We start from the raw sequence: 23,102 nt of genomic DNA on the forward strand, positions 1-23,102 counted from the left end.
GACCGCCTTCGGCCCGCGCCCCCGCTCCTCTTCGACTCCCCCCTTCGGCGCCTTGCGGCGCCTCGGGGGGTGCAGCCGTCAGTCGGTGGCGGCGACGGCGTCTTCCACCGTCGTGTGGATCGGGAACACCTTGGTCAGACCAGTGATGCGGAAGATCTTCAGGATGCGCTCCTGGTTGCACACCAGACGCAGCGAGCCCTCGTGCGCACGGACGCGCTTGAGACCTCCCACGAGCACACCAAGCCCGGTGGAGTCGAGGAAGTCCACTCGCTCCATGTCGACAACCAGGTGGTAGCTGCCGTCGTTCACCAACTCGACCAACTGCTCGCGCAGCTTGGGCGCGGTATACACATCAATCTCGCCACCGACCTCCACGACCGTGCGGTCGCCGACAGTGCGAGTCGACAGGGACAGGTCCACGGATCCTCCAGCACCTTGCTATCGAGCGGCGCCCCCCAGGGGCCTCCCCACCCGTAGGCAGGGGAGGGATTGGCTGCCGCGATGGCATTCAATCACTTACCGGCAGGCGCGCACGACGCCTTCGGACCATTGTCCCGCACGCCGGTGACACACTCGCTTCCAATGGCCAATACTCACCGTCCCGGTCGGCCCACGGCACCCGAGGACCCACGACCCGCCCCTGGCACGGTTCTGGACCGGCTCTCACGGGGGCCTTCTCGAGCTGCGCGCATCACCCATACGGAGCACTTGCCCCCTCGGGAGGGTCGTCATGCAGTCTGGCCCGACCGCATCCGAACGGATGTCGTAGCCGCAATTCAGGCCTCGGGGATCGGCCATCCGTGGGAACACCAGGCCGCGGCCGCCGAGCACGCCCTGGACGGCGCGTCGGTGGTCGTCGCCACCGGCACCGCCTCGGGCAAGTCCCTGGCCTACCTCGCGCCCGTGCTCTCCGCCCTCGCGGACGGGGCGGAAGCCCCGAACGGGCGGGGCGCGACCGCCCTCTACCTGGCCCCGACCAAGGCTCTGGCGGCCGACCAGCGGCGCGCCGTACGAGCGCTTGCCGCACCCCTCGGCAACGCGGTCCGGCCCGCGGTCTACGACGGCGACACGCCGGTCGAGGAACGCGAATGGGTGCGCCAGTACGCGAACTACGTCCTCACCAACCCCGACATGCTGCACCGGGGGATCCTGCCCGCCCATCCCCGCTGGTCCTCCTTCCTGCGCGCCCTGCGCTACGTGGTCATCGACGAGTGCCACACCTACCGGGGCGTATTCGGCTCCCACGTGGCCCAGGTGCTGCGCCGGCTGCGGCGGCTGTGCGCCCGCTACGGCGCCGATCCCGTCTTCCTGCTGGCCTCCGCCACCGCGAGCGACCCGGCGGCCGCGGCCTCCCGGCTGACCGGCGTCCCGGTCATCGAGGTCGCCGACGACGCCTCCCCGCGCGGCGAGGTGGTCTTCGCCCTGTGGGAGCCGCCGCTGACCGATCTGCGGGGCGAGAAGGGCGCCCCGGTACGCCGCACCGCCACGGCCGAGACGGCCGACCTGCTGACCGACCTGGTCGTCCAGGGGGTCCGTACGGTCGCCTTCGTCCGCTCCCGGCGCGGGGCGGAGCTGATCTCGGTGATCGCCCAGGAGCGGCTCGCCGAGGTGGACCGGTCCCTGCCCGGGCGGGTCGCGGCCTACCGGGGCGGCTACCTGCCCGAGGAGCGCCGGGCCCTGGAGCGGGCCCTGCACTCCGGCGAGCTGCTCGGTCTGGCCGCCACCACGGCCCTGGAGCTGGGCGTGGACGTCTCGGGCCTGGACGCCGTCCTGATCACCGGGTACCCGGGCACCCGGGCCTCCCTGTGGCAGCAGGCGGGCCGGGCCGGGCGCTCGGGCCAGGGCGCCCTGGCCGTGCTGATCGCCCGGGACGACCCTCTGGACACGTATCTGGTCCACCATCCGGAGGCCCTGTTCCGCCAACCGGTGGAGGCGACGGTCCTCGACCCGGACAACCCGTACGTCCTGGCCCCGCACCTGTGCGCGGCAGCCGCCGAGCTCCCGCTGACGGAGGCGGACCTCGCCCTGTTCGGCCCGGCCGCCAGGGAGCTGATCCCGCAGCTGGAGGCGGCGAAGCTGCTGCGCCGGCGGGCCACGGCCTGGCACTGGACCCGCCGGGAGCGGGCCTCGGACCTGACCGACATCCGCGGCGGGGGCGGCCGCCCGGTGCAGATCGTCGAGGCGGCCACCGGGCGCCTGCTGGGCACGGTCGACGAGTCGGCGGCCCACACCGCCGTCCACGACGGGGCCGTCCACCTCCACCAGGGCCGGACGTATCTGGTGAAGCGGCTGGACCTGGAGGATTCGGTCGCGCTGGTCGAGGAGTCCAGCCCGCCCTTCTCGACCACCGCCCGGGACACCACCTCCGTCTCCGTCCTGGAGACCGAGACCGAGATCCCCTGGGGCCCGGCCCGGCTCTGCTTCGGCTCGGTCGAGGTGACCAACCAGGTCGTCTCGTACCTGCGCCGCAAACTGATCACCGGCGAGGTGCTCGGCGAGGCCAAGCTGGACCTGCCGCCCCGCACGCTGCGCACCCGGGCCGTGTGGTGGACCGTGACCGAGGACCAGCTGGACGAGGCCCGGATCAACCCGGAGATCCTCGGCGGCGCCCTGCACGCCGCCGAGCACGCCTCCATCGGCCTGCTGCCGCTGTTCGCCACCTGCGACCGCTGGGACATCGGCGGCGTCTCCGTCCCGCTGCATCCCGACACCCTCCTCCCGACCGTGTTCGTCTACGACGGCCACCCCGGCGGCGCCGGCTTCGCGGAGCGCGCCTTCCACACGGCCCGCGCCTGGCTGACGGCGACCCGCGACGCGATCGCCGCCTGCGAATGCGAGGCGGGCTGCCCCTCCTGCATCCAGTCCCCCAAGTGCGGCAACGGCAACGACCCCCTCCACAAACGCGGCGCGATCCGGCTGCTCACCCGCCTCCTCGCACAGGCCCCGCCCGCCTGAACCCCGCCGGCCCCGGCCACCCTCCCTGCCCAGCCCGGCCCCCTGTCCGGCGTACCGGACCGGCCCTCCTGTCCGGCCCCGGCCGGCGTACCGGACCGGGTACGCCGACAGGTACGCAGGCCCCGGGCTCCGGCACCCCTGGGCCCGCCCTCCTGCCCGCCTCCGGGGCCGGCACACCGGACCGGGTATGCGGGCCCCTGTACGGCTACCCGGGCTCCAGTGGCCCCGTTACGGCTACCCGGCTCCCGTGGTCCCGGTACGGCTACCCGGGCTCCGGTGGCCCCGGTACGGCCTACCCGGGCTCCGGTACCCCTGGGCCCGGCCCTCCTGCCCGGCCCCCGGGCCGGCGTACCGGACCGGGTACGCAGGCCCCGGCCCGGCGGCCCCGGCCCGGCGGCCCCGGGCTCCGGCAGCCCTGCCAGCCCTGCATGCGCCCCTTCCCACGACAGGCCCGGGGGGCCGCCGGGGTGGTACGAGAGACGGTCCTCAGTCGGCGGCGGGCAGGGGCGGTCCCGCCCGGGCGCTGATCGTCGGGGCGAACGGGCCCCTTGCGGGGCGGGCCGCCACCTCGGCCACCTCGCCCTGGACGGCGCACGCGGTCACGGCCGCGCTCTGGGCCCGGGCGACCCGGCGGGCCGCGGTGCAGGCGGCCTCCGGGCCGTGGGTCCAGGTCGCCGCCGCCGCGAGGGCCGCCAGGTCGGCCGCCGCCGCCGCGCGGTGGCGGGCGACGACGGCCTGGCCGAGCAGCAGCACACCGCCGAACACCGCCCCCAGCACCGTCGCCACCAGCGCCGCCCACACCGTCGCCGAACCCCGGTCCCGGCTCATGGCGGCGGCCCCACACTGTCCTCGGCCAGAGCCACCGCCTGCGCCCCGAGCCGCACCGGCAACCCGCCCGGGCCCGGCGCCGGCGCCGCCACCCGGACACGCCACAGGTCCCCCTCGCGCTCCACCGCCACCTCCGCCCCCGGCGGGGCGGCCGCCCGGGCCGCCGCCACCGCCACGCCCGCCGGCTCCGACCGGGCCGCCGCCCGGGCTCCGGCCCGGGCCGCGTCCACACACCGGATCTGCGCGGCCGCCGCCATCAGCGCCCACACCAGCAGCGTCGCGAACAGCACCAGCGCGGGGATCACCAGGGCGGCCTCCGCCGTCACATATCCCCGGTCGCCCATTCGCCGGGGCTTTTCCTCAGAACGGCACATCGAGTGCCTTCCCGATGGTCGACTGAAGTGCCGTGGAGACCACATCACTCGTCACCACCTTGTACAGAACGGCCGCGAATGCACACGCCGCGATCGTGCCCATGGCGTATTCGGAAGTGGACATGCCCGCATCGTTCGCACGCCCGCTCAGCGCCGACCGCACGCGCACCCAGATGATCCTCATGACGACCTCCCGTTGATTTTCGTTCTTGACGTGATCTCAGTTGTGATTTCAGGCCCGGACTTGAGGTCCGAGTTCATGCCGTGACTTCAGGTGCCCGCGAGGAGACCGGAAGCCATTCCGATCACCACCGGGGCCACTCCGACCGCGAGAAACGCGGGGAGGAAACACAGCCCCACCGGAGCGGTGACGAGCACTGCCGCCCGCTGCGCCCGGGCTCCGGCCTGCCGGGCCCGGTTCTCCCGGAGGGCCGTCGCCAGGCGGGAGACCGGCTCCGCGGCCGGAGCCCCCGTCCGGGCGGACCGCTCCAGGCATTCCGCGAGCGCCCGGGCGCCCGGTATCTCCGCCAACCTCCCCCACGCATCCCCCGGTTCGCCGCCGAGCCGCAGCTCCGCTCCGGCCAGCGCCAGCCGCTCGCCCACCGGGCCGCCCAGCGACTCGCCCACCACCTCGGCGGCCTCCACCGGCGCCGCACCGGCCGCCAGGCACGCGGCCAACAGATCGGCCGCGAACGGGAGCTGACGCTCCGCCTCCTGCGGATCCATCCCGGCCGGCGGCCTCGCCCGCCGCAGCCAGCGCCACACCCCGATCGCCGCCCCGCAGCCGGCCAGCACCCCCAGCACCCCGCCGACGAGCACCCAGCCCGCCAACAGCGCCCCGGCCGGGCCGGCCCACGCGGCCACCACCGCCCGCACCCCGGACCCGAACATCGGCGCCCGCCGCTCCGGTTCCGCCGACAGCAGCGCGGCGACCCTGCGCCGGGCCGCTCGCACCCGGACCTGCGCCGCCACCGCCGAAGCCGTGCACAGCACCGCCACCGCGACGCACAGCGCCGTCCCCAGCCTGTGGATCACGAACCCGCCCATCACCGCTCCCCCGCCCGTACGATCCGCCGGCACCACAGCAGCCCCAGCGCCTCCAGCACCCCTCCCGCCAGCAGGCAGCCCCACCCGACCGGGGTGTGCAGCAGCACGCGGAGCGGATCCGCCCCGAGCCCGGTGCCGATGAGCAGGCCGACCAGTGGCAGCAGGGCGAGCACCGCCGTCGTCGATCTGGCCCCCGCCAACTGGGCGCGCAGCGACTCCTGCCGGTCCCGCTCGGCACGCAACGCCCCCTCCAGCCGGTCCAGTCCGGCGGCGAGTCCGGCGCCTCCGTCCACCGAGATCCGCCAGCAGGCGGCCATCCCGGCCAGCCCTTCCGCGCCGGGCTCCCGTGCCGCCTGCCGCAACGCCACGGGAACGTCCCCGCCGAACGCCGCCGCGGCCAGCACCGCCGCCTCCGCCGCACCCGGACCGCCGGGGCCCGCGGCCGTCCGCCGCATCGCCGCCGTCAGCGCCTGCCCGGGCTGGGCCCCCGCCCGCAGCTCGCCCACAGCCGCTCCGCACAGCGCGATCACCTCGGCGGCCCGTGCACTCCGCTCCCGCTCCCGCTGCCGGATCCGCAGCCACCGCCGCACCAGCGGCACCGCCGCAGCGCCCACCACCAGCGGGATCACCGACCTGCCCAGCAGTGCGACCACGAGCCCGGCCCCGAGGCAGGACCACTCCCGCCACCGCGCGGCCCGCACCCGTACCGCGATCACCAACCGCTCGCGGCGCAGCGGACCAAGGGGCACCACGGGCCCGATCCCGGCCAGTACCACCCGGGCCCGCCGGGACACCCGGCCTCCCCCGGCCAGGGCCCAGGCGGCCGTCCCGGCGCACAGCACCCCGGCGAACAGCGGCAGCGGCACCGCGACCAGGCCGTTCACCGCGCACCCCGCAGCAGCGGACGCAGCCGCTCCCACCCCTGCTCCCGCGCGAACCCCCGGGCGGACCAGCGCAGCGCCGGTACGGTGACCACCAGCCCGGCGGCGTCCCGCTCCAGTACATGCACCTCGGCCACCCGGCGCCGCCCGGTCCGGTCCCGGACCAGATGGACCACCAGGGTCAGCGCGGCCGCCAACTGGCTGTGCAGGGCGGCCCGGTCGAGCCCGGCGGCCGTCCCGAGCGCCTCCAGCCGGGCGGGCACATGCACGGCGGCATTCGCATGGACCGTGCCACAGCCTCCCGCGTGACCGCCCTAACCGTGCATGAAGTCGATGCGCGCTAGGGGGAACGAGAGAGGGGGCCCCATGCCAACCGTGATCATCTACGACCGCTTGTCCCGGCTGTTCGCTGACGAGGCACCTGACCACCGCATCACCGCGTGCAAGACGTACGCGGCGCAGCGTGGTTGGGAAGTGATCCACGTTGCCAGTGACACCAACATCTCCGGTGCCACGAAGCTGGAGGACCGCCCCGGCATGCGCGAGATACTTGCCTGGCTACCGCGAGCTGACTACGTGCTTGCGGCAAAACTGGACAGGTACGCCCGAAGCGTCTTGGAGTTTCAGCGCTTGCTGAAGGCAGCGGAGTCCACCCGAACGACCGTCGTCACTGCTGATGGTGTGGTTTCGCCAGAAAACTCCTCGATCATCATCAACGTGCTCGCTGCGTTCGCCGAGTACGAGCGAGACATGATCACGTCCCGTATCCAGGACTCAAAGAATCACTTCCGGGCTCGCGGCAACCACCTGGGCGGTCTCGCACCGTACGGGTACGCGGTCGATGGACCAGTGAACAACAAGCGTTGGGCCATCGACGAGCCCGCTGCCGCCATCGCCCGCGAGTGCGCCGACCGACTCATCAACCACGGGGCATCGTTGACTGGCCTTGCCCGCGAACTGAACGAACGCGGAGTACTGCCCCCAGCAGACCACGCACGGCAGCGAGACGGCCGCAAGGTGCGGGGCGGTCGCTGGCATTCGACAACGCTGCGGGACGCGCTGTACACCCCTGCGGTTCGCGGCTGGCTCGTACAGGCCGTGCCAGGGACCAAGCGGAGCGCCCTGACGAATCAGCCAGTTCTCGACGCCGAAGGCCGCCCCCTGTCAACTGGGCCCGCAATCCTGGACGCTGAGACGTGGTCCGCCGTGCGCGCGGTCATCGACGGCAAGGCCAAGGGACGTGGTGCGGAGCGCAGCGGTAAGGCGCTCTTGCTTCACGTTGCGCGCTGCTCAGAGTGTGATGGACCGATGTACCGCCAGCGCCGCGAGGTCGCTGGGAAGGACTACAGCACGTACGTGTGCCGCGCTGGTGTCGGCAAGCAGGGCATCCACAGGCCCAACGTCATCGTGGCCGGGCCGGTCGAAACCATGGTGACTGACGAGTACTTGAAGCGGTTCGGCCGGTTCAACCTCATGCGCTGGGCCGAGCCCGATGGCAGCGCGGTGCTTCAACTCGCCGAGGTGACGACCCAGATTGAGCGATTGGCCGGAAACCTGATGCGCCTTGACCCCAACGGCGCGGCCGCACGGATCGCCATCACACAACTGAACGCACTTGAGCGCCGAGAAGCCGAGCTGCGTGCCGAGGCTGATCACGCCGAAGGGCGCTGGGTTGCTGCTGGCGGCAGCGTGGCGGACGAGTGGAACCGGCGGGGCGAAGAGGAACGACGAGCCATGCTCGCCGACCTGGGCGCTCGGGTGGTGATCTCTCCTCCTGCGCCGTCGAGCCCTAAGCGATTCAACCCGGCGCGAGTGTCGATTAGCTTCGAGGGCCCTGCGTGGGTGCGTGACGTTGACCCGGCAGAGTCAGAGCTAACAGCAATCGATCTCGTGGAGAGTGGATTTCTAGGATGAACGAGACGGCCCTAGCCGCCCTGTAGCGGCCTCCGTAGCCCCGTCGAGCCTGCCAGGGTCCGGCGGGGCTTTCTCGTGCCCGCTCAGCCCCGTACGGAGGCGCCACGCCCCCTTGCTGGCTTGGTGACCGGTCCAGCGAGGTGAGCTCTGCCCAGCTGAGATGGTGTTTTGGCGTTTTGCTTCAAAATCTCAATCCCCCTCCGAAAGTCACGAGGTAAACCGAGCAGCCCCGCAAATCGCCAAACCGCCACGGTGAGGCAGCGGGAGTGGGAAGTCGTTGCGCTCTAGTTGCCCATGAGAGAGCTGTTCGGCGTCGCAGTAGCGTCCGGCGCCGGACGGCCCCTCTCACTAGGTGCATGGCAGTGCAGCCTTCCCAGATCTTGAGCCCGGATTCCTGTCCGATCGCCGCTGCCACGGCGCACAGGGGTCCGGGCTCTTCTGTGTTCTGGAGCTGGTGAATCCATGGTTCTTCGCGTTAACGAAATGTCTGTGTCTCTCGCTGACCGGGAGAAGGCTCTCAAGGAGCTGGGAAAGCTCACATCAAAGGGAGTCCGCTCGACTGCCGACAAGGCCCGTGAGGCGGAACTCCTGGCCGAGATCAGGCGCGCCGATGGAACGATGCGGGCGGTTGTCGACGATGCCGTGACGCAGGAGTCCCAGCAGGCCAGCGGTGCTTTCTGGGCACGCGCGACGGATGAGTACGCTAAGCGCGATCGGGGCTCGGCTGAGGTCTTCGGTACGGCGCTGAGTCAGACGCGTGACGGAGACTGGTTCGATGCGGTGGCCTCCGAGTACGCGCCAGTCACCCTGTCTGCTGCGGGAAAGGGCTCACGGCTGATCCAGCGAGTGACTGCTTTCCCGTTCGGCCGGCAGCGCGGGTTCGTCCCGATCGCCCCGAAGATGACCGCAGTTCTCCAGCCCCGCAACGAGGCCGCCGCTTTCATGGCCAACGCCGTTACGGCACCGCTGTTCGAAGCGGTCAAGGTCTCGGCCCTGGTGAGTGTGGACAAGGACACGCTGACCGATATTCCGCCCACCGAGAGCGCGCTGAACACGGCGCTTGCTGCCGCCATTGGAGCCCGTCTCGATCACGTGCTGATTCAGGGCGGTACCGATGGGGACGTGACGGTAACCGGCATGATTGCCGACGGGAAGACCACTACGGTCGGCGCGATCGGGTTCGACCAGTTGGCCGACGGGGTCGCGCGCGTTGAGGACTCCGGCGGAACAGCCGAAGCAATCATTGCCCGCCCTGGCGAGATCGCCGCGATTCGCAAGCAGGTGGATGGCAACAAGCTGAGCAGCCTGCCCGAGCTAATCAGCATTCCTGATCTGGCCGACGGCACGGTAGGTATCCCGGCCGGGACGGTCATCATTGCGGACCTGTCTTCGGTATCCGTCGCAATCCGCAAGAACCTTGAAATCCTCAAGACGGAGAGTGCACCGGAGGCTTTCAAGGTTGACCGCGTTTTCATCGCCGGTCGCTGCCGGATTTCCTCGGTAGTGCTGGCCGACGCTGGCCGTGTCCAGATTCTCAAGGTCGGCTCATGACGGCCCCGATCCGGCAGCCATCCCACCTGTGCCACCCGGACCGGCGCTGCGGTGAGTGCCGGACCTACGACCGCCAGCAGCGCGAGCAGAGGGAAGCCACCGCCACAGCGGCCCTGGACGAGTGGTCGGCCGCGCGAGGCTTCGCCGGGCGGTGGCCGTGCTTCGCGCGATGGTGCAGCACCACCCCGGACGACGTGGCCTCTGTGATGCACGAGAAGGCGGCAGTCTCCCTGATCCTCGCTGAACGCGCTTCGGCCTACCGGGTGCGGTTCGAGCGGAACGTCAGGGATACCGGCCTGGTGCCCGTGTGCCGGGACTGCGTGGAAGCGATCACATGGCGGGGGGTCGCGGATGGGTAGGGGGCCGGGTTCGGGTCTTCCGGCTGCCGGAAGGTGGGGGGTGCGCTTCGGCCGGCTGACGTGTCGGAAGCCCGAGCGGGAACCGCTGCTGGTCGAGACTGCCGACCGGCTCGCGGCCATGGCACGGCGTGGCGTCGGCGTCCGGTGCATGCGCTGCGACGGAAACGGTCCGGTTGAGGCGGTGGTACTGGCCTGGATCACGCCCGTTCGCGAAGGCGGCAGGCGCGACCGCAGCAACGTCCACACGTCCTGCCGGGGCTGCTGGCTGACGACGGGCCGCGCCGATGGGCTGCCAGTGCTCCAGGGCGCTGCGATAGCCCGGTCTGCGAGACCGGCTGAGCCTGCGGCGATCGTCTGTCTCTGATCCTCTGCCGCTCTGGCAGAGCAGGGCACGACAGAAGTTCGCAGCGTTGGCCGCTGGCGATCCCGGCCCCAGCTCAAAAATCTCGTCCGTAACGAACAGGCCGCCCGGCGTTGTTCGTCATCCGCAACCCTCAGAAAGGGGGTCACCTCTTGAAGGTGCTCACGTGCCAACACAAGCCGTGCGGAAAGCTGTTCGGCAAGGATGCCGACGCGCGGCAGCGCTACTGCGACAGTCGGTGCAGGGTCGCCGCTTCACGCGCCCGGAAGGCGACGGCGCAGAGCGGCGGGCTTGCCCTCGTGAAGCCCCTGAACGCCTCTGACAACGCGCCCGAGCGCTTCGGCGACGTACGGGCGCTCTGGGATGCGCTGATCCGCCAGATAGCCGCTGACGGCTTCATGGTCATCGGCGCGAGCGGGCTTCCCGTCGCCCATCCGGCGCTCAGGTACTTCACGGCACTTCACTCCGCGATGCGCGACCTTGAGAACGGCACCGGTCCCGACACCGACGTGAGCCCGCTTGAGCAGATGCAGCGCCTTGCCCGCCAGGCGCTCACCGACTACGACGCGGAGAACTTCTGATGCCCGCTGAACACCCGGCGAGTTCCGAACTCGCCGCGATGGCTTGCCGATTGGCGGACGATACCGACCCGCCGACGCATCTCCTGTGGGACCTGTTCGCGGCGCTGTTCACGGCGGAGATCGGCCGTGCTCCGCTCCCGACCGACCTGTACGCCTGCCTGCTGTGCCCGTGCCACTTCTGACCCGCGCCCCGTACCTTCCTAGCCCTGAGCGGCTGGGATGGGTGCGGGGCTTCCGGCGTTCCCTGGTATCAATCCAGGGATGCCAAGGCACCCGCCACAAGTGAGCGCGCCGCTGCGCCCCGGACTGCCCCCTGTGAAAGCCGTTCAAAGGCTCGGGCGTACAGATCGACCTGACTGGGCTGCGTGAGCGTGGAGGCGGCATCCAGCGTGTCCGCGTGGACCCTGCTGTCGTCGAAGATCGTGAAGGTTGGCATGGGCCACACGGTCCGTTGCGCCGCGAACGGGACGATGCCCAGGGCGACATTTGGAAGATCCATAACTCCGAGCAGGTGGCCAAGCTGTGCCGCCATGGTCTCGGCGCTGCACACGCGGTACCGCAACACAGACTCCTCCAGTACGAACGAGAACCGGCGTGCGCCGTTGCTCAGCACCGTGTTGCGCCTGATACGCGCCGCCACGGCATCACTCACGTCGTTCGGGGTTCCCCGGAAGTCTGCGATGGACGACAGCAGGGCGGCGGCGTACCTAGGCGTTTGGAGGAACCCAGGGATCACGTCGGAGACGTAGACCCGGAACACCTTGGTCTGCCGGTACAGGTCCCCCGTGGACTCTTGCAGGCGACGGAGCCCACTCCGCTGGAGTCGTCTCCACTGCACATGAGCGTCGGCAGACAGCCTGTTAGCGGCGATCAAGTCAGGGGTTTGATCGTCGGCGCCACAGGCTCGGCACCACGCCCTGATGTCTGGATCAGAGGGAGGTGTCTTGGCGTTCTCGATCCGGGATGACTTCGACTCCGACCAACCGCACCTGGTGGCCAGCTCCCGCCCGCTGATCCCTGCGTCCTTCCGGATCTCACTCAGCCGACCGGCAAGGACTTCGCGGGCCTTCTGAACGCTAGAAGAGGGATGCGCGGGCATGGAGCTGGCCTTCGTCAGATTTCGTACAGGTGGTGCGGGATCGCTCGCTCCCAGACCGCTTCGAACGCAGTAGAGCACAGCTTTACGGTCTCCGGGTCCTCCGTGATCTCGTCTTCAACCACCGCGCCGTCACCGGAAAAGTGGTGCACCCGAAGCAGCGCACCATCGAACAACCAGAAGTCATTCCCCGGCAGGGGGATACTCGTGGCCCGTCGCCGGGGCAGCCAGCGGACCTCCTCACCCGCTGTGACGTTGGCGTGGGTGACGTAGTGCTCCCACCGGATGTACTCGGACACGGGCTCGGAGACGACCCGACCTCGACGGATCACTACACCCCGAGCCACAGTGTCCATGATCAACTGGTCATAGGGGTGCCACCAGGACTCACGGTCCTCCCAGTTGATCCGCTCACCACGCTGCCATGCCTCGAACCGCTCTGTCGGGGCGTAAGAGTCCCGCAACTCCAGATGGACGGCGGACCGCTCGCACCGCCCAAGCAGCTCAGCGAAGCTGGGCACGCTCGATGGCATCACATGCCTCCCTGATCATGGGTACCATCCGGGCCGGAATCCTGACGATGGCTTCACTGTCGGGTACCGGACCGTTCGCGGGGCTGCTCCCCTCGCACTCCGCCTGAGTCTCGGGGCTCGGCTTCCACCCCTGCAACAAGATCTCCTGAGCCTCCGGGTCCGCCCACACGGTGGGGCAGTGATCCCGGTCGGTGTTGGGGTCGATACCAACGAACTCTACGGCCATGGCTGGCTCCCTGGTCTAGGTGCTTGCTCGGGCTTGCACAAGCTTCACTGAACAGCAGATAGAGCGTCAATACCGCTGCCGGTCATGCCGATTGGCATGCAAGCTCATGCAAGTTTGTAGAGCCCGACGCCTCGCCGTCCGTAACGTCTTCAGCATCGGTGGAGCAGGCGGCGGAAGGAGCGTCCGTGTCGGAGTTGGAGCACGAGACGGAGCGATTGAGACGGTACCGCGCTGAGGCGGAAGCGGCAGCCGACGCCGTGGAGACCGCCTGGCAGCTCGCGGGGCTACCGTCTGGCATCGACGTTATGCCCGTCGTGAGCGGACGCGGGATGCGCGAGGGTCCTCACGTCTCGCTCGGCGGCTGCCACGCCCGTACGGCCAGCGCTCTTGCCGACGTGCTCACGGAGTACGCCCGGCTCACCGGCCGACTGATCGACGGAAGGTCTCACATCCTGATGGCGAGCGTGCTCGCTGATCTCGGCCTGAAGCCCGCCCTGCCGAGCGATGGAATCTACGTCGTACCAAGGGAGTTGAGCGCATGAGCAGGCCGATTCCTGATCTCCCACGGCGCGCGTTGGATGACGAGAGCCCGGAAGCCGTACACGCCCCGCTGGCGCCCGAGGAGCACGCGCCCGGCCCCCTGGACCCGGAGCAGTTCGTCCGGCGCGCCAGGCTGCTGCGAGACGTGCGGACTGCCAACACGCGCCCCCGGCGGTAGCTACCTCTCAGCGCCATTACAGACTCCCGCGCCGGCAGTCCGCACCCTCGGACAGGTCGAGCGGTCGGGGCGGGTCCTGCAAGTGCACGACGGTCCGACGGAGCACCCTGGGCCGACGACGATTCGGAGGGACAGAACCATGCCTGCGTGGATTCTCTACAACGACGGCAAGCACGGCGGCGGCACCGGTTCCGGCACGGGTGGCGGCCAGCAGGACGACAGCAACAGCGGCAACAAGCACGGTGGCGGAGGCAGCTCGGAGGGCGGCAACACCTCCGACGGCCAGGGCCCGGCGGACGGCAAGTAGCCGATGAGCGACAAGCACGTAGCGGAGGCCGGTCGTACGCGGCTGGCCTCCGCGCTCATCGACAACGAGTCGCTATCCTCCGACTGGCTGGAGGCGTATAGCGCGGTACCGCGCCATCTGTTCGTGCCTGACACCATCTGGCCCGGCATGGCCGATGGGGTGCGGCAAGGTGAGGCGGTCAGCCGGAAGACTGACCCGGACGCCTGGTGGAACGCCGTCTATTCGGATATCCCGCTGACGACACAGTGGGACGACGGTGACCACCTGGGCGTGAACCGGGGCACTGTGCCCACGTCGTCCAACTCCATGCCAACCATGGTGTTCTCCATGCTGAAATCGCTTGAAGTCGGCGATGGGGAAAGGGTGTTGGAGGTCGGCACCGGTACCGGGTGGAACGCTGCTCTGCTGTCTCACCGGCTCGGGTCGGGCAACGTCGTCACGGTGGAAGTGGACGCGAGCAGCGCAGCAGAAGCGCAACGACGTCTTGCACGGGCTGGGTACTCTCCGCTGCCGATCGTCGGCGACGGCGCAGCGGGCTACGCCAAGGGCGCGCCGTATGACCGGATTATCGCAACGTGTTCCGTCCGGGAGATTCCGCATACCTGGGTGGAACAGACCCGGCCCGGCGGGGTGATCCTCGCACCGTGGGGGCCGGAGTACGGCGGAGAGGCTCTGGTCCGGCTCACGGTCAGCGAGGACGGCACGGCGAGTGGCCCGTTCGTGGGGTCATCCGCCTTCATGCGACTACGCCAGCAGCGCATCGACCGGCCGAAGAGCCTCACCTACCTGTCCGGGCCGTGGCCTGCCAATGGAGAGCGCGGCACGACCGACCTTTCGCCGGACGAGATCGGCGGATGGCTCGACATGTTCGCAATCGGCGTGCAGGTACCCGAGGCGTTCCCGCTGGTCGAGCGTTACGCGGATGGGTCCTACACGCTGTGGCTCCATGACACGGCGATCACGTCGTGGGCAACCGTCGACTGGGAGCCCGATCGGACTGACTTCGAGGTTGTGCAGTCCGGACCCCGCCGACTGTGGGACGAGATCGCCGCTGCGTGGCTTTGGTGGGACCAGCACGGCCGTCCCGGGTTCGACCGGTTTGGCCTGACTGTGACCCCCGCCGGTCAGGCGGCGGTCTGGCTGGACACCCCCACCAACCCGGTACCCGTGCGGGGCTGACCAGCTCTGTACCGCCCCGTCCGTGCGTCTCTCCCCCGTGCGGCACGGACGGGGCTTGCCTGAGCAGATGGATCGGAGATCCTTGACCGCCCTTCCCCCGATTCCGGCGGCACTTCAGAGGGTCCGCACGGTCGCCCGCATGAAGCGGGAGGCGGAGCAGCAGTTAGACACGGACCTGAGAGCGGCAGCGCGAGCAGCACACCGGGCGGGGGCTACCTGGGGGGAGGTAGGCGACGCTGCCGGACTCACCGAGCAGGCTGCCGGGCTTCTCAAGTACGACAAAGCGCCGGACGGCCGGAAGCGTCGCTGACGCTAACCCCAATCGGCTCCGTCCGTGCGCTGTCCCCCGTGGCGCATGGGCGGGGCCTTCTCCGTAGCCAGGCATACGTGTACGGTTTGCGCAGTCGCGCGCCCTCGTGGCCCGTGTTCAAAGCCGCCAGGAGATCGGCCACTTCGGCGCCCCGGACCTCGCCGACGACAAGCCGGTCCGGCCTCATCCGCAGCGCCTGCCGGACCAGATCCGCCAGGGTGACCAGGCCCGCCCCCTCCTGATTGGCCGGCCGGGTCTCGAGCCGGACCACATGCGGATGGTCGGGGCGCAGCTCGGCCGAATCCTCGGCCAGGACGATCCGCTCGCCGGGGCCGACCAGCCCCAACAGGGCGCTGAGCAGGGTGGTCTTGCCGGTGCCGGTGCCACCGGAGACGAGGAACGACAGCCGGGCCTCGACCATGTCCTGGAGCAGCCGCTGACCGCCGGGCGGCAGCGTGCCCGCTTCCACCAGCTCCTCCAGCGTGAACGCCCGCGGCCGCACCACCCGGAGCGACAGGCAGGCCGAGCCGACCGCCACCGGCGGCAGTACGGCATGCAGCCGGGTGCCGTCCGGCATCCGGGCGTCCACCCAGGGCCGGGCGTCGTCCAGGCGCCGGCCCGCGACGGCGGCCAGCCGCTGGGCGAGCCTGCGCACGGCATCGGCGTCGGCGAAGGTCACTCCGGTCAGCTCCAGCCCGCCGCCGCGGTCCACCCACACCCGGTCCGGGGCGGCCACCAGGACATCGGTGACCTCCGGATCGGCGAGCAGCGCTTCCAGCGGGCCGGCTCCGACCAGTTCGGACCGCAACTCGGCCGCCACGCCCAGCACTTCCGCATCCCCCAGCAGCCGGCCCTGAGCCCGCAGAGCCGCCGCCACCCGGGCCGGGGTCGGCTCCGCCCCGCTCTCGGCGAGCCGCTGCCGCACCGCGTCCAGGAGCACGGCGCTCATGCCGCCACCCCCTGGGAGGGGCCGAGCGCCCGCCGCCAGAAGCCGTCGCAGAACCGGGCCAGCGCGCCCCGCCCCTGCCCACCCGGCGGTTCCCCCTCGGCCACCCGCCCCGGCAGCCCCACCTCGACCGGCACTTCGCCGGCCAGCGGAATCCCCAGCAGCCCGGCCACCGCCTCGGCGTCCAGCCCGCCCGGGCAGCGGCCCCGTACGACCACGCGGACGTCCCGGGCCACCATCCGCACCCCGGCCGCGACCCGGCCCGCGGCGGCCACGGCCCGCAACTCGCCGGGCACCACCATCAGCACCAGGTCCAGCTGCGCCAGCGCCTCGGCCACGGCCTCGTCCACCCGCCGGGGCAGGTCGACCACCACGACCCCGCCCCGGCGGCGCGCGGCCGCCAGCACCGAGCGCATCGCCGCGGGCGGCACCACCACCCGGTCCCCGCGGTCCCAGCTGAGCACCCGGAGCGCATGCAGCTCCGGCAGGGACTCCTCCAGCGCGCCGGCGCCCACCCGGCCCCGTGAGCCGGCGAAGTCCGGCCATCGCAGCCCTTCGGCGCTTTCGCCGCCGAGCAGCACATCCATGCCGCCGCCGAGGGGGTCCCCGTCGACGAGGATGGTCCGCTCCCCGGCGCGGGCGGCACGGAGGGCGAGTGCACACGCGAGGGTGGAGGCTCCGGCGCCGCCGCTGCCGCCGATCACCCCGACGGCGAGGGCGGGTTTCCCGGCCCCCTCCACCACATCGGCGATGCGGTCGACGAGCCGGCTCTCCGCGTCGGGGAGCCGGAGCACCTCCTCGGCGCCGATCTCCACCGCCCGCTGCCACACACCGTTATCCGGGCAGAACCCTGTCTCACCTGCGCTTCCGAGCCCCGGAAGCCGCGAACAGATTCACTCGATCGAGGTCGGAGGCCAGGCCATCAACCTTGCGAAGAGCCATACGAGTAGAGCTAAGTGAAGCAAGATTCTTTAGGCGCCTAACTCGCAGTTCAGGACGTCGATACAATGCCAACAACGTTAGAGAACACGGGACTTAAATCTTGAAAGCGGGTTGACGGATGTGGGTTTTGCTTGAAAATTTCAAGCATGAACCCACAGTCCTGGCTCGACGCCTTCGTGCGGCGGAACCTGAAGGACCTCGCCCGGGTGCGTGGCTATGCCGAACTGAGCCTCGCCACGGCCATGGAGACAGAGCGCAGGAGGCGCCCCCATCCCCGGAAGGTCGAGGGGGCGGTGGTCGCAACGAATGTTCGCGATCTGATCTTGCTGAGTGCCGACAACCCACTTTTCGAGTCAGGGAACTTCGAGTTGAAGCCCCGCGCGAATCGCGCGGTGCGACTGATCGAGAAGGCGACAGGGCGGGAGATCGCCGTCCGAAAGATCTCTCCGGCGGAGAAGGTCGTCATGACCGACCTGCCGACGGGTGCCTATCCGGTCCAGGACGGCATGTTCGAGGCTCCTGGCGGCTTCCTCGCCCAGGGACTGCTGCCGGTGTTGGTGTGGTCGATCAACAGGGACGACCTGCTGGGCGAGTTCCGGGCCGTGATTCTCGATGGGGAGAAGTCGTTGGGCAGGAAGCCGTTGGCGGTCTGCGCCTCGGTGGAGATTCCCCTGCTGGAAGGGGTCCTGACCACGAACGTGCCCGCGCCGTCGGCACCGGGAGACGACTTCGGCAGTATGGTCCAGCCGCGCAAGGCGCGGGAGGACGACGCCGAGGCACTGGGGGGTCCCATTTCGGGTACGTAGTCCCTGGCTGTGAGTGGATGAGGGAGATGCGCAACCGTGGCTGACACGACCACCGTCTACGGGCACCGCGTGAGACAGGCGCGGACGATCCGGCAGAGTCCGATCAAACCTCTGGCCCAGACGCTCGGTTTGGCTCCCTCATCGTGGACCGCGCTGGAGCGGTCCACGACCACGCAGCTGCCTCGGCTACAACTGCGCGTCTTGGCTACCGCGCTGCGGTTCCCCGCCGAGTTCTTCCAGTCGGCGCCGGGGCTGCCGATCCACCGTGGTTCGCTGCTGCTGCGGGCGAAGAAGACCATCAAGGTCGCGGAGGTCGAAGCGCTGACGGCGTTCGCGGAGATGGCGTATGAGCTGCTGGCGGCTTTGGGGAAGCACGCGACTCAGCCGCCGGTTCGGCTTCCGCGCGTGCGGCCGGATACGACGCCGGAGGAGGCGGCGCGGCTCACCCGGGCGGTATTGGATCTGCCGGAAGACGAGCCGATTGCACATGTGATCCACGCGGCGGAACGCGGGGGGATCCCGGTGGTAGTCGCGGATGTGGGGATGCCGGATGCGAAGCACGACGCCTTCTCGGTCTGGGTCGGCGAGTTCCAGGAACAGCCGATGGTAGTGGCCCGCCCGGTGAACTCCTGGGAGCGCACCCGTTGGTCGGTGGCACATGAGCTGGGGCATTTGGTTCTGCACCGAGGGCTCGCGGAGGGGGATGCGGAGGATGAGGCCAACCGCTTCGCCAACGAGTTCCTGCTGCCGTCCCGGATGCTGGCGCTGGAGTGGCCAGAGGCGGTCACGCTGAGCACGCTTATGCCGCTCAAGCAGCGCTGGCGGATGTCGCTGGCCGCGCTGATCATGCACGGTTCGGCGAATGGACTGCTAGAGCGGCGTCGCGCTGAGGGGTTGTTCAAGCAGTTGTCCGCGCGGCGGGACCCAAATACCGGAGTGACATGGAAGGTTCAAGAGCCGGGCTGGGCAGAGTGGCAGCCCGAGCGGCCGCGGCTACTGGCTGTGATGGCTGAGCGGGGCATGGAGCAAGTTCCGTCAGCGTCGTTGTTCTCCTCGTTGTCCGGTGGCTGGGCGGCGGACTTGATGGAGCAGGTGGTGGTCGGGCAACGGCCGGCTCCCACGGTGGTGCGGGCCCTGGCCCGGCAAGCGCGGGTCGATGCAACCCCAGCGGACAACGTCGTCGCCTTCCGCAGGGCGTGAGGACGTCGTGGCGGCCGTTCAGCGTGTCACGGCGGACTCCGGCCCGGTCATCCACACGGTGACCAGGCTGGCCGCTCGGACGCCGGGCCGCCCAGGGCCGCTCGGCATAGTCTGCCCCGCCGACGCCTCCAGCCGCACCCAGCCGCACGACGCCCGACAGGCGCATGGGTGAACCCGAGCCGCCAGCGTCAGGCCGCTGCCCTTCGCAAGGCCGCTTCGGACAAGGCCCGCCGAACCCGACAGGCCGCCGAGGAGGGCCTGAGACGGGTCATCAAGTCCGGCGGGCCGGTGACCTTCGCCGCGGTCGCACGAGCCGCCAAAGTCTCCCAGCACTATCTCCACCGCCAGCCCGACCTGGCCGACCGCATCAAGCTCCTTCGCGCAGCCCAATCCGCAAGTACGAACAAGATCCCCCAGCAACCCGCGGGCCATGATGAGCCCACGCCGATCGCAGTCCTTCGCGCACGCCTGTCCGAAGAACGGGCCAAACACCGGGACGAGACGGCGGAACTACGACTCCGCATCAGGGAACTTGAGGAGAAGTGCGCCGCAGCACACGCCGAGATCCAACGGCTCGCCGCTGCCTACGACAGCATCCCGAGCGCCTCGAACACTGACCCGGGCCCTGGATCAGACGGGGTTATCTGGGGTTGCGAGAAGGCGTAAAGACGTGCCAGCAACAGCGGGCACCTGCAGGTCATGGCTTCGCTATAACGCGCCTGATTGACCCGCTCAGAAATTCCAAGTACCTAGGAGGCGACTGTCCTGCCATCTCTTGCTTGCCAACGAAGTGACTGCCCGTCATGACGTTAGGGCGGAGGACCAGAATCAGGTGACCGTCTAAAGGGGCGCCCGGCGCCAGTATCCCCTCCACCTCATCCTCCGCCCACACCATCCCTGCCAGTCTTTGTGTCAGGTCCCAGAGGTTGGAGCGCAACTCTTCCCAGGTCAGATTGAGTTGGTCAAGAGTGCTGAAATCCGTCAGGTCCAGGATCGAGAGATCCTGCACCTGAATGTAACCAAAGGACCAAGCGTCGCCCTTCCACTGGCTAACGCTGACGTTGGGAGAAGCGCGCATCAGTTCTGCCCAGGAGGCGATAGGGCACGATGACCCATACCAACGGCCGTCGTCTCCCTGCCGGTGGTAGCGCCCATCGCGAGGAGCCTTCGGGGGTGCGCTCTCTACGGGATAGGCCGAATCACAGAAACGCCAGTAGATTCCGCTGTGGGACTGGAGCTCCACGATCGCGTCGACGTCCCGTCCCGGGCCCAGCTCACCACGAATGCTGACAGGCACGGTCTCACCTCAGCTCGGATAGCCTTAGGTGTAGTCCCCCTGCACAAAAGCCTCGGCGGCTGCCCTCACAGCATCGACATCTTTGTCGTGTCTGAGCACATCCCGGGGTGTCGATCCACTCAGTCTTGAGTTCGGACCCGTGATCCACTGGCGGACGCCGTCGTCGTACAGCTTCGTCTGCAGCAGCTCGATGATCTCCTTGACCTGTTGGATCAGGAAATCATCATGAGGGAGGCTCGAGCTGGGGAGCCCGAAGCGATCCAGCTCGACAGGCACATGCTTGGTAGCCATGCGTATTACCTCCTTGCGCAGGTGGAACCGTGCCGATCTCGGCTTTATGCCCGCTCCGGGGAGCGTCATGCGCAAAGGTCTTATCATGACGCTAGCAGGTAGCAGAAGGCTGGCAACTTGGAAACCTTCGCGTGATTATGTGAGCGCTTGGTAACTCAGCGTGCAACCGCCGAGCGCATCCCGGTAGCCGCTGATGCCCCCTGCCCTCCCTCGCTGCAACGCTGATGATCTCTTCGGGGGCATCAGTAAATGCCCGGACCAATCAGTCATGCCCTAAAGCCGTGATCGCGCCGGCTCGTCCGCTGCCGTGCCTGTCGATGTCATCTGCATCCGTAGTTCAGAGAGGCAAACCCTGCCCGCGTATCGCTTCCCGGTGACGGTGTTCACGGACCCAGGCCGCAGGGCGCCCAGACGCTGGCGTCGAGCGGGCTTATGGGCCTCCTGGAGCCAGAGCAGGAATTTCCGGACCTCACCGATCTGATCACCCAGGCATTTGCGTCACAACGGTGGCCGTGACGCAAGCCAACTCGACTGGCGGTTGGTCACCGCTTAACCCTCAAAGCGCTTGAGGTGGAGCTTGATCTCGGGGTGCTTCGCCAGCTGATGAGGCTTCCCGGCAAAGCCCCGCACGGCTTCGAAGAGTTCACGATCGCTGCGGCCGGTCAGCTTTTTCTCGATCAGTCCGAGAAGTTCGCTCCACTGCTCGCGGGGCAACTGCTGCTGCAGCTTGCTGGCGATCGTGGTGTCCGTGAACGATCGCAGGGCGAGCGAGGCTTGCTGCGGATTGAACCTGGTGATCAGATCTCGATAGATCGGGTCGGCGTTGATGGCGATGCCGTTGCCGTTGCTCAGGAAGACCTCGATTACCCCAAGCACGTACTTTCGGCTCAGGCCCTCCGGAATGTCGCCATGCTGGCCGACGAGTTCCTGCAGCCGGCGGGCGATCGGCGGCTCGGTGTAGAAGTTGCTCCACCCGTTGTGCGCGTCGATCAGCTCGTCCAGGGCACCGTCGATCTCCCAGGCACGCTCCTCGGACGGCAGGTAGGTCGCACCCTCGGCCAGATCGATGAGCTGACGAGCAAGGTCGGCCTGTTCCTGATCACCGTTGGCGCGGAACCTACCCAGCCGGAATCCGAAGTTGTATCGCGTTTCGTCGGAGACCTGCTTCCAAAGTTCTGGCCAGAGGCGGCGGATGTTGTCCAGGGTCTCCGGCCCGGTGGTGAGAGCGGTGTAGCGGCCGAAAAACCCGGAGGCGAGGGGGTCGGCTTGAACGGGCGGGAGGTTAACGAAGAAGGAGGTGATGTCCTTGATCGTGCTGTCGTCGAGCTGCTTCTCCTTGACCTTCACGAGGAGCTTCTTGACCTGGGCAGTGATCTTGTCGTAGGGCAGCGTGATCGCGTGCTTGATGCAGGTCCCCAGCCAGCTAGCCAGCTGGAGACCATCCAGCTCGGCCTGGTTGGGATGAGCCGCACTCGCCCAGTTCCGCATGTAGCGGATGAGGTCGAGTTCCTGGAAGCCGATGTCGCTGATCAGACCGATCTCGCGGCAGCCACTGAGGAGCTTCTGATCGTCGAGCTTGGGCAGGTCGCTCTCGTCGTTGAGCTCCTTGCGCTTGTTGTCGGACTTCTCGGCGACCTCGTAGAAATACTGGAGGTCGAAGTTCACGACACGCTTGCGAAGCTCAAGGACGGTCTCGTCCCAGAGGTAGTTCAGGGCTGCGTCGAAGAGGCCGACAGACCCAGCGATGATCATCTTGGAGATATAACTGGCCTGCCCTCGCTTCTCAATAGGCAACCGCGTGAGCGCGAAGCTCGTACTCTTCATGAGCACGTGTCGCTCTTGGAGACCGACCAGGATGCCCTCCGTCGGGAGTCCTGAATCCGCAAGGATGTCGAGGACCAAAGTCTCGAAGGACTCCAGCCCTTGGAGAGCTGTTTCGCTCGGATCAGACTCGATCTCACCGGTCGGGCGGGGTTCCAGGTGTCCACTCATGGCCGCGAGGCTAGAGCACCATGTCCGTGCCGCGGAGCCAATTACCTGATGCCGGATCGGAACGGCGCCAACCGGGCTTCCGCCAGGGGCTCACGCATCCGCAAGGGCACGGAGCGTGCCCGTACGTGTCAGCGCCGCCAGGAGACGGAGCGAGGTCCGATTCGGCCGGAGCGGGGAATCCCTCCGGCGTCAGGAGTTCAGGATCTACCCGGAAGCGAGCGGGCCTGCGCTCGCGAATGGTGAGGGCCTGCTGGCTGAGGGCCTCCTCGGTGAAGATCAGTTGACAACGCTTGGCGGCAGCGGTCAGCAGTTCCGCGATCTCGTCGGCCGGCCGGTTCCTGTGGGTGACCGCAAGGCCGTTGAACGTCCGCTGCGGTAGCCGCTGTCAGTCGGAGCTGTCCGCGTACT

At 69.0% G+C, this 23,102-nt stretch carries 24 protein-coding genes and 2 pseudogenes; 11 read left to right on the forward strand and 15 right to left on the reverse strand.

All coding sequences use genetic code 11. The annotated features are described in order from the left end of the window. Nucleotides 1-78: 78 nt before the first annotated feature. Complete coding sequence (bldG, locus tag AB0I68_RS04940; RefSeq protein ID WP_030152678.1) at nt 79-420, reverse strand: anti-sigma factor antagonist BldG; 342 nt, start codon at nt 418-420, stop codon at nt 79-81. A gap of 81 nt (nt 421-501) precedes the next feature. Here bldG and AB0I68_RS04945 point away from each other — a divergent pair, with 81 nt between their 5' ends. Continuing rightward, nucleotides 502-2,955, forward strand: a complete 2,454-nt coding sequence (locus tag AB0I68_RS04945; RefSeq protein WP_363175776.1) for a DEAD/DEAH box helicase — start codon at nt 502-504, stop codon at nt 2,953-2,955. 486 nt (nt 2,956-3,441) lie between these two features. Here the strand turns inward: AB0I68_RS04945 and AB0I68_RS04950 are convergent, their stop codons facing one another. The 6 genes and pseudogenes from AB0I68_RS04950 to AB0I68_RS04975 form a co-directional block, all read right to left on the reverse strand. Continuing rightward, nucleotides 3,442-3,783 (reverse strand): Rv3654c family TadE-like protein, encoded by a 342-nt coding sequence (locus AB0I68_RS04950; RefSeq protein WP_363175777.1) that lies wholly within the window; start codon nt 3,781-3,783, stop codon nt 3,442-3,444. Continuing rightward, a complete protein-coding gene (locus AB0I68_RS04955; RefSeq protein ID WP_363175778.1) occupies nt 3,780-4,157 on the reverse strand; it encodes a TadE family type IV pilus minor pilin in 378 nt (125 codons plus the stop codon). The genes AB0I68_RS04950 and AB0I68_RS04955 overlap by 4 nt, the downstream gene beginning before the upstream one ends. Next, nucleotides 4,144-4,341 (reverse strand): DUF4244 domain-containing protein, encoded by a 198-nt coding sequence (locus AB0I68_RS04960; RefSeq protein WP_363175779.1) that lies wholly within the window; start codon nt 4,339-4,341, stop codon nt 4,144-4,146. Before AB0I68_RS04960 ends, AB0I68_RS04955 begins: the two co-directional genes overlap by 14 nt. Before the next feature lie 86 nt (nt 4,342-4,427). After that, nucleotides 4,428-5,204 carry a type II secretion system F family protein gene (locus AB0I68_RS04965; protein ID WP_363175780.1) on the reverse strand — a complete coding sequence of 259 codons (777 nt, stop codon included), beginning with the start codon at nt 5,202-5,204 and terminating at the stop codon, nt 4,428-4,430. Then, the gene (locus AB0I68_RS04970; RefSeq protein WP_363175781.1) at nt 5,204-6,088 is read right to left on the reverse strand and encodes a type II secretion system F family protein; all 885 of its coding nucleotides are present in this window, start codon (nt 6,086-6,088) and stop codon (nt 5,204-5,206) included. Before AB0I68_RS04970 ends, AB0I68_RS04965 begins: the two co-directional genes overlap by 1 nt. Further along, nucleotides 6,085-6,396: pseudogene (locus tag AB0I68_RS04975) on the reverse strand (ATPase, T2SS/T4P/T4SS family); the annotation flags it as partial. The gene AB0I68_RS04970 and the pseudogene AB0I68_RS04975, both read right to left, overlap by 4 nt. Nucleotides 6,397-6,460: 64 nt before the next feature. Here AB0I68_RS04975 and AB0I68_RS04980 point away from each other — a divergent pair. From AB0I68_RS04980 to AB0I68_RS04995, 4 genes are all read left to right on the forward strand, one after another. Then, nucleotides 6,461-7,999 (forward strand): recombinase family protein, encoded by a 1,539-nt coding sequence (locus tag AB0I68_RS04980; protein WP_363175782.1) that lies wholly within the window; start codon nt 6,461-6,463, stop codon nt 7,997-7,999. Nucleotides 8,000-8,488: 489 nt separating this feature from the next. After that, nucleotides 8,489-9,550, forward strand: a complete 1,062-nt coding sequence (locus tag AB0I68_RS04985) for a phage major capsid protein (protein ID WP_363175783.1) — start codon at nt 8,489-8,491, stop codon at nt 9,548-9,550. 872 nt (nt 9,551-10,422) lie between these two features. Further along, nucleotides 10,423-10,851 (forward strand): hypothetical protein, encoded by a 429-nt coding sequence (locus AB0I68_RS04990; protein ID WP_363175784.1) that lies wholly within the window; start codon nt 10,423-10,425, stop codon nt 10,849-10,851. After that, nucleotides 10,851-11,033: a hypothetical protein gene (locus AB0I68_RS04995; protein WP_363175785.1), complete on the forward strand. Its 183-nt coding sequence runs from the start codon at nt 10,851-10,853 to the stop codon at nt 11,031-11,033. Before AB0I68_RS04990 ends, AB0I68_RS04995 begins: the two co-directional genes overlap by 1 nt. A gap of 68 nt (nt 11,034-11,101) precedes the next feature. Here the strand turns inward: AB0I68_RS04995 and AB0I68_RS05000 are convergent, their stop codons facing one another. From AB0I68_RS05000 to AB0I68_RS05010, 3 genes are read right to left on the reverse strand one after another with little or no spacing between them, the layout of a single operon-like run. Then, complete coding sequence (locus AB0I68_RS05000; protein ID WP_363175786.1) at nt 11,102-11,950, reverse strand: helix-turn-helix transcriptional regulator; 849 nt, start codon at nt 11,948-11,950, stop codon at nt 11,102-11,104. Nucleotides 11,951-11,964: 14 nt separating this feature from the next. Next, nucleotides 11,965-12,480 (reverse strand): DUF6879 family protein, encoded by a 516-nt coding sequence (locus AB0I68_RS05005; protein ID WP_363175787.1) that lies wholly within the window; start codon nt 12,478-12,480, stop codon nt 11,965-11,967. Continuing rightward, a complete protein-coding gene (locus AB0I68_RS05010; protein ID WP_363175788.1) occupies nt 12,452-12,706 on the reverse strand; it encodes a hypothetical protein in 255 nt (84 codons plus the stop codon). The genes AB0I68_RS05005 and AB0I68_RS05010 overlap by 29 nt, the downstream gene beginning before the upstream one ends. Before the next feature lie 185 nt (nt 12,707-12,891). On the opposite strand from AB0I68_RS05010, the gene AB0I68_RS05015 reads away from it, so the two are divergent. The 3 genes from AB0I68_RS05015 (at nt 12,892) to AB0I68_RS05025 (ending at nt 14,910) form a co-directional block, all read left to right on the forward strand. After that, nucleotides 12,892-13,248 (forward strand): hypothetical protein, encoded by a 357-nt coding sequence (locus tag AB0I68_RS05015; RefSeq protein ID WP_363175790.1) that lies wholly within the window; start codon nt 12,892-12,894, stop codon nt 13,246-13,248. A 315-nt stretch (nt 13,249-13,563) separates the two neighbouring features. Continuing rightward, complete coding sequence (locus tag AB0I68_RS05020) at nt 13,564-13,731, forward strand: hypothetical protein (protein ID WP_363175791.1); 168 nt, start codon at nt 13,564-13,566, stop codon at nt 13,729-13,731. A 3-nt stretch (nt 13,732-13,734) separates the two neighbouring features. Then, nucleotides 13,735-14,910: a methyltransferase domain-containing protein gene (locus tag AB0I68_RS05025; protein WP_363175792.1), complete on the forward strand. Its 1,176-nt coding sequence runs from the start codon at nt 13,735-13,737 to the stop codon at nt 14,908-14,910. Nucleotides 14,911-15,179: 269 nt separating this feature from the next. Here AB0I68_RS05025 and AB0I68_RS05030 read toward each other — a convergent pair whose 3' ends face one another. Further along, entirely contained in the window at nt 15,180-16,169 is a 990-nt protein-coding gene (locus AB0I68_RS05030) for a TadA family conjugal transfer-associated ATPase (protein WP_363175793.1), read from the reverse strand. After that, a pseudogene (gene ssd / locus AB0I68_RS05035) lies at nt 16,166-17,005 on the reverse strand (septum site-determining protein Ssd); the annotation flags it as partial. The gene AB0I68_RS05030 and the pseudogene ssd, both read right to left, overlap by 4 nt. Before the next feature lie 249 nt (nt 17,006-17,254). On the opposite strand from ssd, the gene AB0I68_RS05040 reads away from it, so the two are divergent. From AB0I68_RS05040 to AB0I68_RS05050, 3 genes are all read left to right on the forward strand, one after another. Beyond that, nucleotides 17,255-17,914 (forward strand): hypothetical protein, encoded by a 660-nt coding sequence (locus AB0I68_RS05040; RefSeq protein ID WP_363175794.1) that lies wholly within the window; start codon nt 17,255-17,257, stop codon nt 17,912-17,914. A gap of 36 nt (nt 17,915-17,950) precedes the next feature. Continuing rightward, on the forward strand, nt 17,951-19,114 hold the full coding sequence (locus tag AB0I68_RS05045; RefSeq protein ID WP_363175795.1) for an ImmA/IrrE family metallo-endopeptidase: 1,164 nt from the start codon (nt 17,951-17,953) through the stop codon (nt 19,112-19,114). 168 nt (nt 19,115-19,282) lie between these two features. After that, nucleotides 19,283-19,780, forward strand: coding sequence for a hypothetical protein (locus tag AB0I68_RS05050; protein ID WP_363175796.1), 498 nt, complete (start codon nt 19,283-19,285; stop codon nt 19,778-19,780). A 31-nt stretch (nt 19,781-19,811) separates the two neighbouring features. Here AB0I68_RS05050 and AB0I68_RS05055 read toward each other — a convergent pair whose 3' ends face one another. The 3 genes from AB0I68_RS05055 to AB0I68_RS05065 form a co-directional block, all read right to left on the reverse strand. Further along, complete coding sequence (locus AB0I68_RS05055) at nt 19,812-20,411, reverse strand: hypothetical protein (RefSeq protein ID WP_363175797.1); 600 nt, start codon at nt 20,409-20,411, stop codon at nt 19,812-19,814. A gap of 24 nt (nt 20,412-20,435) precedes the next feature. Then, on the reverse strand, nt 20,436-20,702 hold the full coding sequence (locus tag AB0I68_RS05060) for a hypothetical protein (RefSeq protein WP_363175798.1): 267 nt from the start codon (nt 20,700-20,702) through the stop codon (nt 20,436-20,438). Between the two features lie 549 nt (nt 20,703-21,251). Then, the gene (locus tag AB0I68_RS05065) at nt 21,252-22,694 is read right to left on the reverse strand and encodes a hypothetical protein (RefSeq protein ID WP_363175799.1); all 1,443 of its coding nucleotides are present in this window, start codon (nt 22,692-22,694) and stop codon (nt 21,252-21,254) included. Nucleotides 22,695-23,102: the final 408 nt, after the last annotated feature.

The sequence above is a fragment of the Streptomyces sp. NPDC050448 genome (genome assembly GCF_040655295.1).
Lineage (GTDB): Bacteria > Actinomycetota > Actinomycetes > Streptomycetales > Streptomycetaceae > Streptomyces.